The organism is Neorhizobium galegae bv. orientalis str. HAMBI 540 (assembly GCF_000731315.1).
Taxonomy (GTDB): domain Bacteria; phylum Pseudomonadota; class Alphaproteobacteria; order Rhizobiales; family Rhizobiaceae; genus Neorhizobium; species Neorhizobium galegae.
Map to the genome: position 1 here is coordinate 2,669,215 of NZ_HG938353.1, position 15,809 is coordinate 2,685,023.

Below are 15,809 nucleotides of genomic sequence, written 5' to 3' on the forward strand. Positions count from 1 at the left end.
AAATCGATTGCCGATTTTTAGCCGATCGGGATCCGTCCGGAATCCGACTATGAGTTTGGTCTTCCTAGACCTTGGTGTAGGATGGGTCTGTCGATGCCGTCACGCGACGGCCGGGCGACGATCCCCGCGAAGGATCAGTTCCCCGAATTGCCCCCGAGGGGATCGGTCTTGCGAAGAAATATCCCTGCCCTTGCGTCCATCCCAGGCGGAGCAGCGCGTCGGTCTGGGCCTAGCTCTCCATACACTCTGCGATGACTTCCAGCTTCCGTTTCCTGGCCAGCGTGGATTGGCGCGGCGGCTTGCAATCGCGAAAGGAAACTCTGCGAAAGACCTAATCAGCCGATATCTTCCAATCGCCAGTCTACCGCCGAAGGCATTCATGAATCTGCGAAACGACAGCGGCGCCTTCGCCGACCGCGGCAGCCACACGCTTGGTCGATCCCGACCTCGCGTCGCCGATGGCGAACACGTTGGGGATGTTGGTCTCGAGCGGCAGCACGGAGCGGCCTCCCGGAACGGGCTCGCCCGTCAATACGAATCCCTTGTCGTCGACGTCCACCTGGAAGCGGACCCATGCCGTGTTCGGATCCGCACCGATGAACAAGAAAAGATGTCGGACTGCAAACCGACGCTCGTTTCCGGAAGAGCGACTGCGCACGACGGCCCCGGTAAGACCGATTGCGCGGTCGCCTTCCAACTCGACGATCTCGCTGTCGACATGGATCTCGACGTTGGGAAGTGCCGCGATACGCTCGATCAGATAGCTCGACATCGTTTCCCCGAGTGCCCTGCGGACGACGACATGGAGCTGCCGGACCCTTGGAGCGAGGAAGACGATCGCCTGCCCGGCCGAATTCCCACCTCCGACGAGGACAACCTCTTCGCCCTCGCAGAGCTTCGCTTCGATCGGGGACGCCCAATATGAGACGCCGGCACCTTCGAAGATGGAGATATTCGCGATGGGCGGGCGGCGATATCGCGCACCGGATGCGATCACCACAGTGCGTGCCTCAACGCTTCGTTCTCCATCCAGCCCGAGCTTCAGGACTGCGTTTCCTTGTCCTGACTGTGGAGCGCTCGAGAGATCGAGCACTTGGATCGGGAAAGCGATTTCCGCCCCGAATTTCAAGGCCTGATTGAAAGCGCGCCCTGCAAGGGCCTGCCCCGATATTCCGGCCGGGAAGCCCAGGTAGTTTTCGATCCGGGCCGACGCTCCAGCCTGGCCGCCAGCGGACCGCTCGTCGATCGTCAGGACGCTCAGCCCCTCGGACGCGGCATAGACGGCGGTGGCAAGACCTGCGGGACCCGCGCCGACGATTGCCACGTCATAGATCGTACCGGGCACGAGATCAGGCGTGACCCCCAGGCAGACGGCGGCCTCGCTGTCAGTCGGATCCTTCAAAACTGTTCCGCCGGGGCACACCATCAGAGGTAGCTCGTCGGACAGGATGCCCAGGCGATCGATCAGCTCACGGCCCTCGCCATCCGCAGTGGCATCAAGGACGACATACGGATATCCGCTTCGCGCCAGGAAACCTTGAAGCCGGACTAGGTTCGGGCTGCCCGGCCTCCCAATCAGCACCGAACCAGCGCCGCCCTCGTCGATCAGCGCGACACGGCGAAGGATAAAGGCGCGCATCACGATCTCGCCGATATCCGCCGAACCGATGATCAGAGCTCTGAGATGGGGGGCGTCGAATGAGACGGCCACGCACCCGTTCGTCCCGGCACGCCCGCCCGCAAGGGACGGGCGGCCGGAAAGCTGGCTGACTTCCCCTGAGAACTGCCCGATAGTGTGGCCCGTCACCGGGACCTCGCCCGTCAGGCCGTCATGGCGAAACACGTCGATCGATCCGTCAAGCACCAGCCATGCGGGAGCGTGCTTGTCGCCGATATCGAAGATGGTCTCCCCCGGATCGAAGTGGCGCGAGGCTCCATCGGCGAAACGCCTCGCGGCCGCCACCTGGTGCGGATCGAGGGCCGGGAACATCTGGTAGTCACGCGAGCCAGCGGTGCCCATCGGTTTTCCAATCTTCAATAGTAGCGCGGGATAGGGCCGCGCTGCGTCGTCTGATCCGGTAATTCAACGAAAACCTCGTCTACGTAGCACCACCCCCATCCTTCCGGAGGATCGTAGCCTTCGATGATGGGATGCCCGGTCTGGTGGAAATGCGCCGTCGCGTGTTTGCCGATCGATTGATCGCAGCAGCCGACATGTCCGCATTCACGGCAGATCCTCAGATGGAACCACGCCTGGCCCTCTTCGAGACATTCCTCGCAACCGATCGTCCTGGGAGTGACTGACCGGATTGTGGCTCCGTGGCTGCAACCGCTCATACTCGTTCTCCATCATCAAAAGTATCTTGGATCGACTTTCCGTTTCGACGGGAAGTAGTTCTCAACCCTTGCCGAGCGCCTTCTCGAGAGCGGCAATAAGGCAGTCGAATTCGACGGGCTTGCCTAGAAACGCCAATGCTCCTCCCTCCATCGCGGCGGAGCGGGTCCGCTCGTCGTGATAGGAGGTCATGAAGATGATGGGCGGCTTGGGCGGCTCCGTGTTAAGCTGGGCCTGGAGTTCCAGCCCGGACAGACCGGGCATCTTCACGTCCAGAAGCATGCAATCGATCGAGTCGCGTTGCTCCAGGGACAGAAATTCTTCGGCGGAGGAGAACAGGCGGCTCTCGTAACCGCATGACTTGACCATGTCGTCCAGCGCCTCACGCATGGCTTGGTCATCGTCAACGATTGCGATGGTGGGGACTGGGGACACTGGGACAGCCTAATCTGTTTATTTTTGTAGTTCTTGTTATGCGCTCGTCGGTTCGCCCTCGATATCAGACTATGGTGTAGGTTGGGTCCCCGCTTCGTCCAGCAGCTCGGTCTTGCGCACTAGATCCGCTACCGAACGCGCGTCCATCTTGCGCATGACGTTGCCCCGGTGAAGTTTGACGGTGATCTCGCTGATGCCAAGGTTGAACGCGATCTGCTTGTTCATCAGGCCTTGGACGACTGCGGCCATGACCTCTCGCTCCCTCGGCGTAAGCGTGGCTGCAAGCGCGGCAACTGCGTCGGATGCCGCACTCTCGCGGCGACGCTGTGCGTCCTTGTCGAGGGCGACCGTTACAGCATCAAGGATATCCTGATCGCGGAAGGGCTTGGTCAGGAAATCCACCGCCCCCGCCTTCATGGCGCGCACCGACATCGGGATATCACCAAATCCGGTCATGAAGATGATAGGCATATGGTTCCCTAGGCGCTCAAGGTGACCCTGGAAATCCAGACCGCTCACACCGGGCAGGCGTACGTCGAGTAGGATGCAGCCGGGTTGGTCGCGGCGGTATGATTCCAGGAAAGCCTGCGTCGTCGCGAACGCGCGGCTCGAAATCTGCATCGACTGAAGCAGGTCCGTAAGTGCCTCACGCATGGATTCGTCGTCGTCGAGGATGTGGACGACTGGCCCTGCCGGAATCTGTTTCATTCTATTCCTGGTATTCATCTCAGTCATCGTTCTCGCTCATCGGTATTGTGACTTCAAAGACTGCGCCGCCGTCGGTATGGTTGCGCGCCGACAGGTCACCTCCGCGCGCTTCCATCATGCTCTTGCAGATCGAGAGCCCCATCCCCATCCCGGTAGCCTTGGTCGTGAAGAACGGCACGAACAGACGGGCCATCGCCTCCTCGCTTATTCCGGGCCCGAAATCCCGCACCGATATCACTGTCGACCTGTTATCCCGGCGCTCCGTTTCGATGACGATCCTCCGTCTCGGGACATTCTTCTCTGCCATGACCTGGATCGCGTTCGAGATCAGGTTGATCAGGACCTGTTGCAGCTCGATCCGGACGGCTGCGACCGTTCTTGCCCCGGGTCCGTAAGTGACGTCAACGGTCACGTCCTCCCTGCCAAGATCGTGATCCATCAGCGCCCTCGTCTCCGCGATCAGCTCGGGAAGACCGACCCGTTCCAGAATCTGAACCTCATGAGAAAGCAGCGAACGGGTATTTCGAATGATTTCACTCGCCCTCTTGCTGTCGCGGATCATCCGCTCGGCGGACCTTCGGATCGCGGCAAGATCGGGTGGGTCTCGATCCATCCACCGCAGCATCGTCTGTGCGTTTACGACGAGGGCGCCCAGCGGCTGGTTGAGTTCGTGCGCAAGCGACGCCGACAGCGCGCCGACAGTAGCGGCACGGGACGCGCGCGTGAGTTCGGCCTGAGCTTCGAGCAGCGCCTTCTGCGTCATCTCCCCTTCAGTGATGTCGACCATGCCAACGATGATGCGATCAAACTTGGACGAATCGTCAGGCAGGGTCATGCTCATGAGCACCAGCTTCGTCTGGCCATCCGCGGCCATCAGGTTGCCCTTCCCTTCGAACGAATTCTCCTCGTTGAAGATCGCGACCATCAGCTCAAGGAATGTCACGTCGTTCGGCGCCAGATACCTCCGCATCGAACCGTCGGGAGCTATCTCTCCGATCGTCCCCAGCAGGTCCCGGGCTGCAGCATTCGCGGCAACCGTCCGGATAAGTGAAACACAGTGGGATATGATCTCGGGCCGGGCCGCCGCGTACTCTCGCAGATCGATTACGCCTGTCGCTTTCAGCCCCATCAGGAAAGATCTCACTTGCGAGTAGTCCCGTTCCCAGAGTGCCACGCGGCTCTGCTCGAAGATCGAGCGGTAACGACGCTCGCTATCCTTCAGGGCGGCATGGGAAGCGATCAGATCGCTTCGCGACCGGTCGTTGCGAAGGATCAGGGAGCAGGTGATCAGGAGCGCGGCAAGCGACACGGCTAGGCGCAGTAATGAGGGAAAATCGGGGCTGAAGCTGTGCGTGCCGAAATAGGAGACTATGGCGAGCGAGCCGCAAACAAAGGACACTGCCCAGATACCCTTTCGACTTAGGGACTCCGCCGCAAGGAGCAGCACAATCACGTACAGAACGGCGATGGCGCTTTCGATCGATGTGAACGTGTCGACGTAGAAGACCGTCACCGCAAGGATGAACGCAGCAAAGCGAGCAGCGAAATGGTGGCTTGGCGTGGCCGGAACCGCCGCGGGTGTGGTCAAATGATTGATTCTCATCGGTTCCCCTGCGTTTTGTCCGAACGCATTTTGTCAGCGGATTGAGAATAGTCCATCGAAAGGGTCGAAGGACCTATACAATGGTCTGGCCCTCAGGCAGCCGTAGCAGCAACGGCCGATACTGCTCTGAAGCCCACGTGGCCATGGATACGGAGCCGCGGCATGCCACGGGACTTCGGCACCCGGGGTTGAGGCGCCGGTCTCCATAGACGGCATTATCGATGCTGCCTGCCTCCGTGCGGAAATCATTTCCGAGAGACTTGTTGAGGCTACGCGGTGATCGCCGTTCTCGAGCCATACGAAGGTACCGATCGGGATGTTCCTGCGGCGAGATGTCGGCCCCCTAGCCCTAAGTATAGGACCCCTTAGACCAGCATTGGATGTCATGCGGTTCCGGGCTGTTCTAGCTTTCGTCAGCCGCCAGAGAGATCCCTGACCGGGTCGTCCGCGAGGATCCGCGGCTGAAGTCAACGTTCTAGCTCAGGAGAGAGACCATGGACCGCATCGCCGTCGAAACACGCCGCAAGGCACCCCTGACAACCCCCTCGGACTTCGAGTCCAACGCAGTCACCGAAATATCGGGTGCCTTGACGACGCTGCTGGCCGACGCGTTCGCGCTCTACCTGAAGACCAAGAACTTTCACTGGCACATGAGCGGCCCACACTTCCGTGACTACCACCTCATGCTTGACGACCAGGGCGACCAGATCTTCGCGATGACCGACGCGATAGCCGAACGCGCCCGGAAGATTGGTGGCACCACGCTCCGCTCGATCTGGCATATCGGCAAGCTGCAGCGCATTCTCGACAACGACGCAGACTTCGTAACCCCTCGCGACATGCTCGCCGAGCTGAAGGACGACAACCAGCGCTTCGTATCCTTCATGCGGCAGACCCACGAGCTCTGCGCCGAATACAACGATGTCGCCACGACCAGCCTGCTGGAAGTCTGGATCGATGAAGCCGAGCGCCGCGCATGGTTCCTGTTCGAGACAACGCGCAACGCGGCATAATTCGCCACCAGAATTCCGGAAGGTACGACCATGACTACCATCAGTGAAGAAATTCCGAGCACGAAGCCGATGACCCAGATAGGTCTCCTGGCGATGGCTGTCGCTGCCGGCATCGCCGTCGCGAACATCTACTACAACCAGCCGATGCTCGGCATCATCGAGGCCGAGTTTCCCGGCCAGCACGTCGTCGGCATGGTTCCGACGGCAACCCAGCTCGGGTACGCGGTTGGACTGTTCCTGTTGCTCCCCCTCGGGGACCTCGTCAACCGGCGCTGGCTAATCATCGGCCAGTTCTTCATCCTGGCGGGTGCGCTCGCTCTTGTCGCAGTGGCACCGACACCGACGCTGCTCATCGCCGCCTCGCTGATCGTGGGGGCCAGTTCCACGGTCGCGCAGCAGATCGTACCGTTCGCGGCATCCCTCGCTCCACCCGAGAAGCGCGGTGCGACCATCGGCACCGTGATGGCGGGCGTTCTGTCCGGCATCCTATTCAGTCGGACGCTATCGGGCTTCGTCGGCGAGCATGCCGGATGGAGGGAGATGTTCTGGATCGGGGTCCCTCTGGCGCTCTTCGCCATGGCGCTGATGTTCTGGACGCTGCCTCATCACAAGCCTACGACACGCCTGCCCTACCATTACGCCATCGCCTCCCTCGCCGGACTCTGGAAGCGTGAGCGGACGCTGAGGGCGGCCACCTTCATCCAGGCGTTCCTGTTCGCGTCCTTCACGGCCTTCTGGACAATCCTGGCGCTTTACCTCCAAGGCCCGCAGTTCAACCTCGGTGCGGACATCGCAGGACTATTCGGTGTGGTCGGCGCGGTCGGCATCTTCGCCGCACCGCTGGCAGGTCGGATCGCCGACCGCCGGGGACCTCATTTCGTAGTCTGGCTCGGCGGGCTGTTGACCGTGGCCGCCTGGATCCTCTTCGGATTCTGGCCGTCGCTGGTAGCCTTGGTCTTAGGTGTCATCGTGCTCGACTTCGGGATCCAGGGCGCGCTGGTTTCCAACCAGCACATCATCTACGCGCTCGATCCGAATGCGCGCAGCCGCATCAACACGATCTTTATGACCGGGATGTTCCTAGGCGGTTCAGCCGGTTCGGCTCTCGCAACCGCGGCCTGGAGTCAAGCTGGCTGGTTGGGCGTCAGCGTACTTGGGGCCACCCTCGGCATCATCGCAGTTGCGATAAAGGCCGCGCATCATCGGGCAGTCCCCTCCACCACCGTCAGCGGGAAGCCATCATGAGGAAACTCCGCATCAAAGTTGTCGGCGGTTCCCTGGCAGGGGTGTTCGCAGGGATACTGCTTCAGAGGAGCGGCCACGAGGTGAAGATCTATGAGCGTTCCGCGCACGGACTGGGAGGGCGAGGCGCAGGCCTCGTTCCCCAGGAGGACCTCTTCAGCCTCCTCCGGATGATCGGTGCCGAGGACGCCGAAGAGGTCGGTGTGGTGGCGAGGGAACGGATCTACTTCGGCCGCGACGGACGCGTCCTTCAGACAACGCGGGCTCCGCAGAAGCAGATTTCGTGGGATTACCTCTACAATACGGTACTGTCGCACTTCGCTTCGGAAGCATTCATGCTCGACCGAGAGGTGGTCCGGGTCGAGGATGGCGAACAAAGCGCGGAGATCATCTTCGGGGACGGCACCAAGGAAACCGCCGATCTCGTTATCGGAGCCGACGGCGTCGGCTCCGTGGTGCGCGCCACCGTTAATCAGACGGACCACGGCAACCAGTTCGCGGGCTATGTCGCCTGGCGTGGACTGATCCCGGAAACGCAACTACCCAATGGCGCATCCATACTGCTCGACCGTTTCGCCTTCTACGTGACCAGCGGCGTGCACATCCTCGGCTATCTCGTTCCCGGATCCGGAGGCGAAATCGATGTCGGCCGCCGCAGATACAACTGGGTCTGGTACAAACCCACCGAACAGGACGAGCTGCAGCGGACCTTAACGGACGAGCGCGGTCATTCATCGCAATATTCGCTCCGTCGAGGTGGGCTTTCCATGGAACGGCGCGATGCCCTTCGCCGGGACGCCCATGAAATACTGCCGCCGCAGTTCGCGCTTGCCGTCGAAGCAGAGCCCACTCCCTCGATCCAGGGCATCTTTGACTATGAGGCGCCAAGGATGATCGGAAGATCTGTGGCGTTGGTAGGGGACGCCGCGTTCGTGGCGCGACCGCATACGGCGATGGGAGTATCAAAGGCCGCAGCAGATGTCATGGCGCTGGTGGCTTGCCTTGCCGGAGAACGGCAGGTTCAGGCTGCGTTGGAACGGTACGAGGCCGCCAGGATCGGTGTTGGTAGAGAGATCGTAGACTATGGACGCCGTCTCGGAGCAACGGCTTTATAGATCCGGAATAGACAGGCGGTGCTTATTCGACCGCCTGTCAGAATGGTCGGGCTAAGCCGCCTGCTTGCCTGTCGTGCCGCTGATCACATTGCGCCGTATTACGATCTCGCCGTCACTGGTCGACACTCCCATCGCATGCAGCCCATGCGCGCCGCCATTGAACCGCAGGCCCAGGGAATTCGCCGGGATGCCGAGGTAATCGCTCATCTCCTCTTCGGAGCCGCCGAGTTCCAGCCAACTGATTCCCGTGGCAGTCCGAGTGCCGAACTGCGGAGTGACGCGCGACGGATGCTTGGTGATGTCGCTGACGAGGAAGAAGTTCGGGAGGCCCGCACGCCAGCTTGGGATAGTCTCGGGAGCGCGGATCGCGACGCCCATCATCCCGTCGGGACGGGTACGCAGCGTGCTTTCGATCACATCGGTGCCGAGACGCTTGGCAAGCTGCTCCAGTTCATCCCGGCTGTCGACCCGGGCACACCAGCCGATGAACACGTCGCCGTCCTCGCATTTCTCCTTGAAGAAGCGGGCAGAGGCATTGCCCTTCTCGTATTCGAAGACGTCGACGACACTTTCGACCTCGATGTAGGTGTCGTTCCCTGTCGGGAAGATCTTGTTGGCGAGGCCGAGCTTGGGAAACCAGCCTCCCTCGTAGCAGCCAAGGCCTGTCTCTTCCCGCAGGCGCTGTGCGCCATCGAAGAAATTGCGGACGCCGAGGCAGACGTGATCGATGTGAATCATTTTCCAGTTCCTGTTTCATTGGACATTGGAGACGGCCTACGACGGCCACCCTTTGAGGATCGTTCTGGGAGGTCCCGCTCAGAAGCCCGAGCATGCCTTGGCCTGCGCGATGACGGCAGCATGGTCGAAGTTGTTGATCCTCCGGAAGAAGGCTTGGTCATCCGGCACGAGCTTCTTGGGGTCGATCGTCTGGGGAATGAGCTTGTTCTCGAGCAGGAACGCCTGAAGCTTGTCGAGGCCCTCGACCGAGACCTTGGCGCGCAGCTCACCGCCGGCCCTGTCAAACGCCAGGTTCGCCTCCTCGACGTTCGACTTTTCGATTTCGGTATCCTGCTCGAGCGTCGTCGTGCGGTTGGCTCCGTAGTTCTTGCGATAGATCTTCGCAACGCATTCGGGATTTGCCTCCGCGAAGACCTGGGCCTTGGCGATCCCTCTCGCCAGAGCCTCGACCAGTTCAGGCTTCGCCTTGAGGGTGTCGTTAGTTGCGACGAGACCGTAGTCGGGGAACTGCATCCACTGGTCGTCGTAGAAGTATGATGCGTTGTTCCCGAGAGCCTTGAAATTGGCGATCTCGGACATGAATGTCAGGCTGGCGTCAACCGCACCCGACTTCAGTGCTTCGTATGACTGCGCCCCGAGACCGATCACGGCCTGGCGGACCTCACGCTGCGGGTTGATGTCGTGCGAGGCCAGCATGCTGTTGAGATACATCGCTCCGCCGGAGCCGGCGACCGCAAGGCCGACAGTCTTGCCCCTGAGATCTGCGGCCTTCGTGATGCCCTTGTCGGCCATCGTCAGAATGCGCCAGGACGTGTTGCGCATCGTCGCCAGCATCCGGATGTCTGTCAGACCCTTGGCGTCGGCGGCAAGCCACGGGGTCGTGTTCATCATCCCGATCGTGCCGCTGCCGCCGATGATGCTCTGGACCGCTGCGGCCGAGCCTTGGGAATAGACGACCTGCACGTCATAGCCATCGTCCTTCCACCAGCCGAGCGCCAGGGGCACATAGAGTTCGAAGACGGCGGTGATCATGACCGGGTTGCCGTGGATGATCTTCACGGACTCCAGAGCGTTTGCTGTGCCGGACGCGATGGGCATGGCTGTAGCGATCGCGGCAACGACTGTTGCCGCTTTCAAGGCATTCTTCATGACATGTTCCCTTTTGGTTTAGATTAGCCCTTCGGATTTTCCATCCAGAAGACGAGTTTGCGGCCAATGGCCTGGATCGCAGCGCTGGCGGTCGCGGCGATGAACGTCAAGACCGCGATGGCCGCGAAGACCCCTGCGGTGTCCAGCGCGAAGCCAGCGCGGATGATCGCCGAACCGATACCTTCCTGCGCGCCGACGAATTCGGCGACGATCGCCCCGATCACGCTCAGCGTCACACCGACATTGAGGCCGCCGAAAATGTAGGGCGCCGAATTGGGAAGCCTGAGATAACGGAAGCGACGCCATGCGGACGCGTTGTAGACGTCGAACAGCTCATCCTGCTCGGCGGGCGTCGCTCGTAGCCCGATGACCGCGTTCACGAAGACCGGGAAGAAGGTGATCAAGGCTACGATCACCACCTTTGAAGTCATGCCGAAGCCAAACCAGATGACAAAGAGCGGAGCGATCGCCACCTTGGGAATGGCTTGAAGGGCGACGATATAGGGATAGAGGATTCGTTCGGCGACTCGGGACCCGGCGACCGGGATAGCCAAGGCGAATCCGATGGCCGATCCCAGTACGTATCCGAGGAAGACCTCTTGCAGCGTGATTAGTATGTCGGCTCCAAGGTCTCCGACAAACAACCCGGACCAAAGTGCGATGGCGATGGCGCTAGGCTTCGGCAGGAGCGCCGGACTTATGTTGAGAAGAGGTATCAACACCCACTCCCACGCGGACAGGAACGCCACGAGGACGACCACCGATGCCAGGGTGACGATGTCCGGAGCCGGGAAACGGAACCGCGATGGGGATTTGACCTTGCGGTGAACGGAAGCGGATATGACCTCACTCATTGGACAAGCCCCTCTGCTTCGAAATGCTTTCGCACGGCGCTGGTATAGTCACCGAATTCCCTGGAATTGATCATCTCGAGCGTCCGGGGCCGAGGGAGTTCGATCGTGATGTCATCCACCACGCGACCGGGTCTCGGCGCGAGGACAATGACTCGGTCGGCAAGGAAGACCGCTTCCTGGATGCTGTGCGTGACGAAGATCACCGTCTTCCGGCTTGTCATCCAGAGTGACTGCAGTTCGACCTGGAGCTTGTCCTTCGTCATCGCGTCGAGTGCGGCGAAGGGCTCATCCATCAGCAGCACTTCAGGATCGTGAACCAGTGCACGGGTGATGCCGACCCGCTGCTGCATGCCACCGGAAAGTTCGCTCGGATACTTGTCCTCGAAACCGTTCAGGCCAACCATGTCGAGAAACTTCGTCGCCCGCTCGTCGACTTCCCTGCGGTTCGCCCCACCGATGTCCGCTGCCACCGTTACGTTCTGGCGCACTGTTCGCCAGGGCAGTAGAACTGGCGACTGGAACACCATACCGATCCCCGCGGTCGGAGCTTCGATCTCCGCGCCACCGATCGAGACGCTTCCACTGGACCGTCGGATCAGCCCCCCGACCATCCTCAGAAGAGTGCTCTTTCCGCAACCGCTGGGCCCGACAAGAGTAATGAACTTTCCCTTATCTATTGATAAATTAACGTCGGTTAGCGCGGTGACGTGATCTCCTGACCTCGTCACGAATTTCTTCGACGCCTTCTTGATTTCGATGAATGACTCTAGTTGTTCCACCTTCAAAGCCTTCTATATTTGTCGTTCATGGGCTTTTCGACAGTTGCCACGGGTCGCCGCTGGTTGATGAAAATTTAGTTATCACTTGATAAATAGAATGACAATACTCGTTTTTGGCGATAATTTAGGCATGACGAAAACCGCAATGCATTCATGCACCTCTGTGCGTTGGACGCTGTGGAAATCGAAGTTTTCCCGATACCGAAAAGATCTTCGGACAACCTGAGATGGAGAAGCCATGAACCGCACCAAACTCTTTACGCCTACTTTGGTGGGTCGACTGACATTACCCAATCGTATTGTGATCGCTCCGATGTGCCAGTACTCCGCGCACGAAGGCATGATGACCGACTGGCATCTGATCCATCTTGGAAACCTGGCCAATTCCGGCGCCGGCTTCCTCACAATCGAAGCCACCGCGGTCTCTCCGGAAGGACGGATTTCCTACGGCGACGTCGGCCTCTATTCGGACGGATGCGAAACCGCGATGGGGCGGACCCTCGAGTCGATCCGGCGCTGGTCCGACATCGCGATCGGTATTCAGCTAGGGCATGCCGGACGGAAGGCCTCGACGGATGTTCCGTGGAATGGAGGCAGCCAGATCGCGCCCGGGAAGGATAACGGATGGCAAACCGTCGCCCCAAGCGTCGTGCCCTTTCAAGCTTCGTACACCCCTCCGCGCGCCCTCGACAGAGAGGATCTGAAGCGGATACGGCAGGCATTTGGCGATGCAGCGAAGCGGGCGGCGCGACTCGGATTGGCCGCGATCCAGATCCACGGCGCGCATGGCTATCTGCTGCATCAGTTCCTTTCGCCTCTGTCGAACCATCGCAGCGACGAGTACGGAGGATCGCTGGAGAACAGGATGCGCTTCCCACTCGAGGTCTTCGAAGTCGTCCAGGAAGAGTTCTCGGCAAGCGGCCCCGTAACCATGCGGGTGTCAGCCTCAGACTGGGTGGACGGCGGCTGGTCGTTGGACGAGACGATCGCTTTCGCGCAGGCCCTCGAGACGAAGGGTTGCGACGCCATCCACGTCTCCTCCGGTGGTCTCGCCGCCGAGCAGAGGATCGCGATCGGGCCGAACTATCAGGTGCCATTCGCCCGGGCCGTGAAGGCTGCGACTTCCATGCCTGTCGTGGCGGTCGGTCTCATCACGGAGTTCGAACAGGCGGAAGCGATCGTCAGCACAGGGGATGCCGACATGATCGCAATCGCCCGCGCCATACTGTACGATCCACGCTGGCCATGGCATGCCGCCGCCCATTTCGGGGAAAGTGTGAAGGCAGCCCCGCAGTACCTGCGTTGCCAGCCGCGCCAGTTCCGCACGCTCTTCGAAAGCGCCTGACGAGGACTGAATGGCCTCGGGTGCTACGCCCGAGGCCATTCGGGAGGATTACGATCTTATCCCGGTATGGGCCGTGACATACTGAGCGTCGAAACCCTCGCGCGCGGCGGCACCGCTTCTGCTCCGGTCGGAGACCGAGGCGAGGAAGGTCACGACGAAGGCCAGCGGCACGGAGAAGAGAGCCGGATTGTCGTACGGAAAGATGGCCGCACCGAAGCCCAACGTTCCCGACCATACGGCAGGACTGAGCAAAACGAGAAAGAGCGCGCTCAGAAGCCCTGCAGCCGATCCCAGTACCGCGCCACGTGTGGTGAGGCCCCGCCAGGTCACAGAGAGGAAAATCACCGGGAAGTTCGCGCTTGCCGCGATCGCGAACACGAGCCCCACCATGAAGGCGATGTTCTGGTTCTCGAACAAGATCCCGAGGACGATCGCAAAGCCGCTGATGAGGACGGCCGACAGCTTCGACATCCGGATTTCTTCGGCTTCCGTGGCACTGCCCTTCCGGAAGGCCCGCGCATATAGGTCATGTCCCGCTGCGGAAGCGCCTGCCATCGTCAACCCGGACACGACGGCGAGGATCGTGGCGAAGGCCACCGCCGAGATGAAGCCCATCAGGACAGATCCTCCAAGCTTGTCGGCGAGGTGGATCGCAACCATGTTCGTCCCGCCGATGATCTTGCCTGCGGCATCCAGATAATTGCCATCGCCGGATACCAGCGCGATCGCACCGAAGCCGAGGACGAAGAGCAGCGAATAGAAGACCGTGATGAAACACGTGGCGACGAGAACGGACACCCGAGCCTGCACCGCGTCCGACACGGTGAAGAACCGCATCAGGATGTGAGGCAGCCCGGCGGTCCCGAATATCAGGGCTACGCCCAGTGACAGCGCGGAAATCGGATCCTTGACCAATCCGCCAGGAGCCATGATCGCTATTCCCTTGGGATGGATCGCCACGGCAGATGCGAAGAGGCCATTCAGGCTGAATCCGAAATGCGCGAGGATGAGCGTCGACATAAGAACCGTCCCGAAGAGCAGGAGCACGGCCTTCGTGATCTGCACCCACGTCGTCGCCAGCATTCCGCCGAACGTGACGTAGAGCATCATCAGCACACCGACGAGCACGACCGCAATCCAGTACGGCAGGCCGAACAGAAGCTCGATGAGCTTTCCCGCACCGACCATCTGGGCGATGAGGTAGAAGAGAACGATAACTAAGGTGTTCACACCCGCGACTGTCCTGATCGGCCGCTCGGACAAGCGATAGGCGGCGAGATCCGCAAAGGTGTATCGCCCAAGATTCCGAAGAGGCTCGGCGATCAGGAACAGGATCATTGGGAACCCGACAAGGAAGCCTATCGCGTAGATCATCCCGTCATAGCCGGATCCGTAGACCAATGCGGTCACGCCGAGGAACGTCGCGGCCGATGTATAGTCCCCGGCTATCGCAAGACCGTTCTGCACGCCGGAAAGTCCGCCGCCGGCGGCATAGTAGTCGCTGGCGGTTCGGGTTCCGCGCCGTGCGGCCCAGACCGTCACGCCGAGGCTTGCAATGACGAACACCAGGAACATGGCGATCGCCAGCGGATTGAGTGCTTGTCGAGCCACCTCGCCCGTCAATGCATCCGCTCGTGCACCGGAAGCAAATATTGTGAGCGCGAGTCCACTTGATACTGCTGTTTTCCGGTTCATGGGATTTCCTTGCGCAGCGCAGACGCGAGCTTGTCGAGGCGCATGCTTGCGTAGAGAGCGTAGATTGCTGTCAGGACAAGTCCGAAGACCATGAGGGAAACGCCAGCGACCACGCCAGTGCTTATGGAAGAGCCTGGAGATATGGGAGCGGCGAGGATCCCCGGGGAAAAGGCGACGACACTGATGAAGGTGAAGTACAAGGCCGCCATCACTATCGCCAGTACCGCCCCGAGGCAGTTCCTTTCGAGGCTGATCCGAGAGAACAATGGCCGCTTTCGGATCTGCTCCAGATTCACCGGTTTGACTTGTGCATCCATGCTGCCTGTCCTCCAATCCAGGGTTGCCGGGATGGCCGTACGAACCGCGACCATCCCCGCATTCCGAGAACTTTAAATAACCAATGGCGCGTTCGCGCTGTCCTTAAATTCCACGGTAGTGAACGTCAGATCCGTGTCACCAATATTCTCGAGATCATGCGTCATGAACTCTCCAAGTCCATAGTGATGATGCTGCGTGTCACCGGGCTTGTACGAGACTTCCGCGACGCGGCCGTCGCCGTAATTCGAACGTGCCCTTCCCCCGGTGACAGCGGTCCAGAAATAGTCGAGCACGTGGGTGTGAAAGCCGATGCGCTCCGATGGCTTCAAGGTCAGTGACCAGACGCGAACCCTGTCAGTCTCCGAGACGAGCGCACTCCCTACCCTGCCGTTCCCGGCGTTGCGGGCAAACTCCTCGGCCAGTTCCTCGCTCAATCCTTCCGGGGCCTTCGGCCAGGTGTCGATTACGTGGATTCCCATG

16 protein-coding genes are annotated in these 15,809 nt (G+C 60.6%); 4 read left to right on the forward strand and 12 right to left on the reverse strand.

What is annotated here, in order from left to right:
• Positions 1-361 precede the first annotated feature (361 nt).
• From RG540_RS13220 to RG540_RS13235, 5 genes are all read right to left on the reverse strand, one after another.
• Positions 362-2,020: an FAD-dependent oxidoreductase gene (locus RG540_RS13220; RefSeq protein ID WP_038588640.1), complete on the reverse strand. Its 1,659-nt coding sequence runs from the start codon at positions 2,018-2,020 to the stop codon at positions 362-364.
• 14 nt (positions 2,021-2,034) lie between these two features.
• A complete protein-coding gene (locus tag RG540_RS31670; protein ID WP_080724936.1) occupies positions 2,035-2,337 on the reverse strand; it encodes a UBP-type zinc finger domain-containing protein in 303 nt (100 codons plus the stop codon).
• Between the two features lie 61 nt (positions 2,338-2,398).
• Complete coding sequence (locus tag RG540_RS13225) at positions 2,399-2,770, reverse strand: response regulator transcription factor (RefSeq protein ID WP_007753588.1); 372 nt, start codon at positions 2,768-2,770, stop codon at positions 2,399-2,401.
• A 69-nt stretch (positions 2,771-2,839) separates the two neighbouring features.
• Entirely contained in the window at positions 2,840-3,478 is a 639-nt protein-coding gene (locus RG540_RS13230; RefSeq protein ID WP_007753590.1) for a response regulator transcription factor, read from the reverse strand.
• A 19-nt stretch (positions 3,479-3,497) separates the two neighbouring features.
• Positions 3,498-5,081, reverse strand: coding sequence for a PAS domain-containing sensor histidine kinase (locus RG540_RS13235; RefSeq protein ID WP_038588644.1), 1,584 nt, complete (start codon positions 5,079-5,081; stop codon positions 3,498-3,500).
• 494 nt (positions 5,082-5,575) lie between these two features.
• Here RG540_RS13235 and RG540_RS13240 point away from each other — a divergent pair, with 494 nt between their 5' ends.
• Genes RG540_RS13240 through RG540_RS13250 form a run of 3 tightly spaced genes read left to right on the forward strand, consistent with a single transcriptional unit; the run spans position 5,576 to position 8,451 of the window.
• On the forward strand, positions 5,576-6,094 hold the full coding sequence (locus tag RG540_RS13240; RefSeq protein ID WP_038588646.1) for a Dps family protein: 519 nt from the start codon (positions 5,576-5,578) through the stop codon (positions 6,092-6,094).
• Positions 6,095-6,124: 30 nt separating this feature from the next.
• A complete protein-coding gene (locus RG540_RS13245; RefSeq protein ID WP_051909391.1) occupies positions 6,125-7,339 on the forward strand; it encodes an MFS transporter in 1,215 nt (404 codons plus the stop codon).
• Positions 7,336-8,451: an FAD binding domain-containing protein gene (locus RG540_RS13250; protein WP_038588648.1), complete on the forward strand. Its 1,116-nt coding sequence runs from the start codon at positions 7,336-7,338 to the stop codon at positions 8,449-8,451. The genes RG540_RS13245 and RG540_RS13250 overlap by 4 nt, the downstream gene beginning before the upstream one ends.
• Before the next feature lie 51 nt (positions 8,452-8,502).
• Here the strand turns inward: RG540_RS13250 and RG540_RS13255 are convergent, their stop codons facing one another.
• The 4 genes from RG540_RS13255 to RG540_RS13270 all read right to left on the reverse strand — a co-directional run bounded on the left by RG540_RS13255 (position 8,503) and on the right by RG540_RS13270 (position 11,971).
• On the reverse strand, positions 8,503-9,189 hold the full coding sequence (locus tag RG540_RS13255; RefSeq protein ID WP_038588651.1) for a VOC family protein: 687 nt from the start codon (positions 9,187-9,189) through the stop codon (positions 8,503-8,505).
• A 78-nt stretch (positions 9,190-9,267) separates the two neighbouring features.
• Positions 9,268-10,338, reverse strand: a complete 1,071-nt coding sequence (locus RG540_RS13260) for an ABC transporter substrate-binding protein (protein WP_038588654.1) — start codon at positions 10,336-10,338, stop codon at positions 9,268-9,270.
• Positions 10,339-10,361: 23 nt separating this feature from the next.
• Positions 10,362-11,087 carry an ABC transporter permease gene (locus tag RG540_RS13265; RefSeq protein WP_244446561.1) on the reverse strand — a complete coding sequence of 242 codons (726 nt, stop codon included), beginning with the start codon at positions 11,085-11,087 and terminating at the stop codon, positions 10,362-10,364.
• Between the two features lie 101 nt (positions 11,088-11,188).
• A complete protein-coding gene (locus RG540_RS13270; protein WP_038593740.1) occupies positions 11,189-11,971 on the reverse strand; it encodes an ABC transporter ATP-binding protein in 783 nt (260 codons plus the stop codon).
• A gap of 238 nt (positions 11,972-12,209) precedes the next feature.
• Between RG540_RS13270 and RG540_RS13275 the strand changes: the two genes are divergently transcribed.
• The gene (locus tag RG540_RS13275) at positions 12,210-13,316 is read left to right on the forward strand and encodes an NADH:flavin oxidoreductase/NADH oxidase (protein WP_038588657.1); all 1,107 of its coding nucleotides are present in this window, start codon (positions 12,210-12,212) and stop codon (positions 13,314-13,316) included.
• 48 nt (positions 13,317-13,364) lie between these two features.
• Here the strand turns inward: RG540_RS13275 and actP are convergent, their stop codons facing one another.
• The 3 genes from actP to RG540_RS13290 all read right to left on the reverse strand — a co-directional run bounded on the left by actP (position 13,365) and on the right by RG540_RS13290 (position 15,808).
• Entirely contained in the window at positions 13,365-15,011 is a 1,647-nt protein-coding gene (gene actP / locus RG540_RS13280) for a cation/acetate symporter ActP (RefSeq protein WP_038588660.1), read from the reverse strand.
• Positions 15,008-15,328, reverse strand: a complete 321-nt coding sequence (locus RG540_RS13285; protein ID WP_038593743.1) for a DUF485 domain-containing protein — start codon at positions 15,326-15,328, stop codon at positions 15,008-15,010. The genes actP and RG540_RS13285 overlap by 4 nt, the downstream gene beginning before the upstream one ends.
• A gap of 72 nt (positions 15,329-15,400) precedes the next feature.
• On the reverse strand, positions 15,401-15,808 hold the full coding sequence (locus tag RG540_RS13290) for a cupin domain-containing protein (protein WP_007753627.1): 408 nt from the start codon (positions 15,806-15,808) through the stop codon (positions 15,401-15,403).
• Position 15,809: the final 1 nt, after the last annotated feature.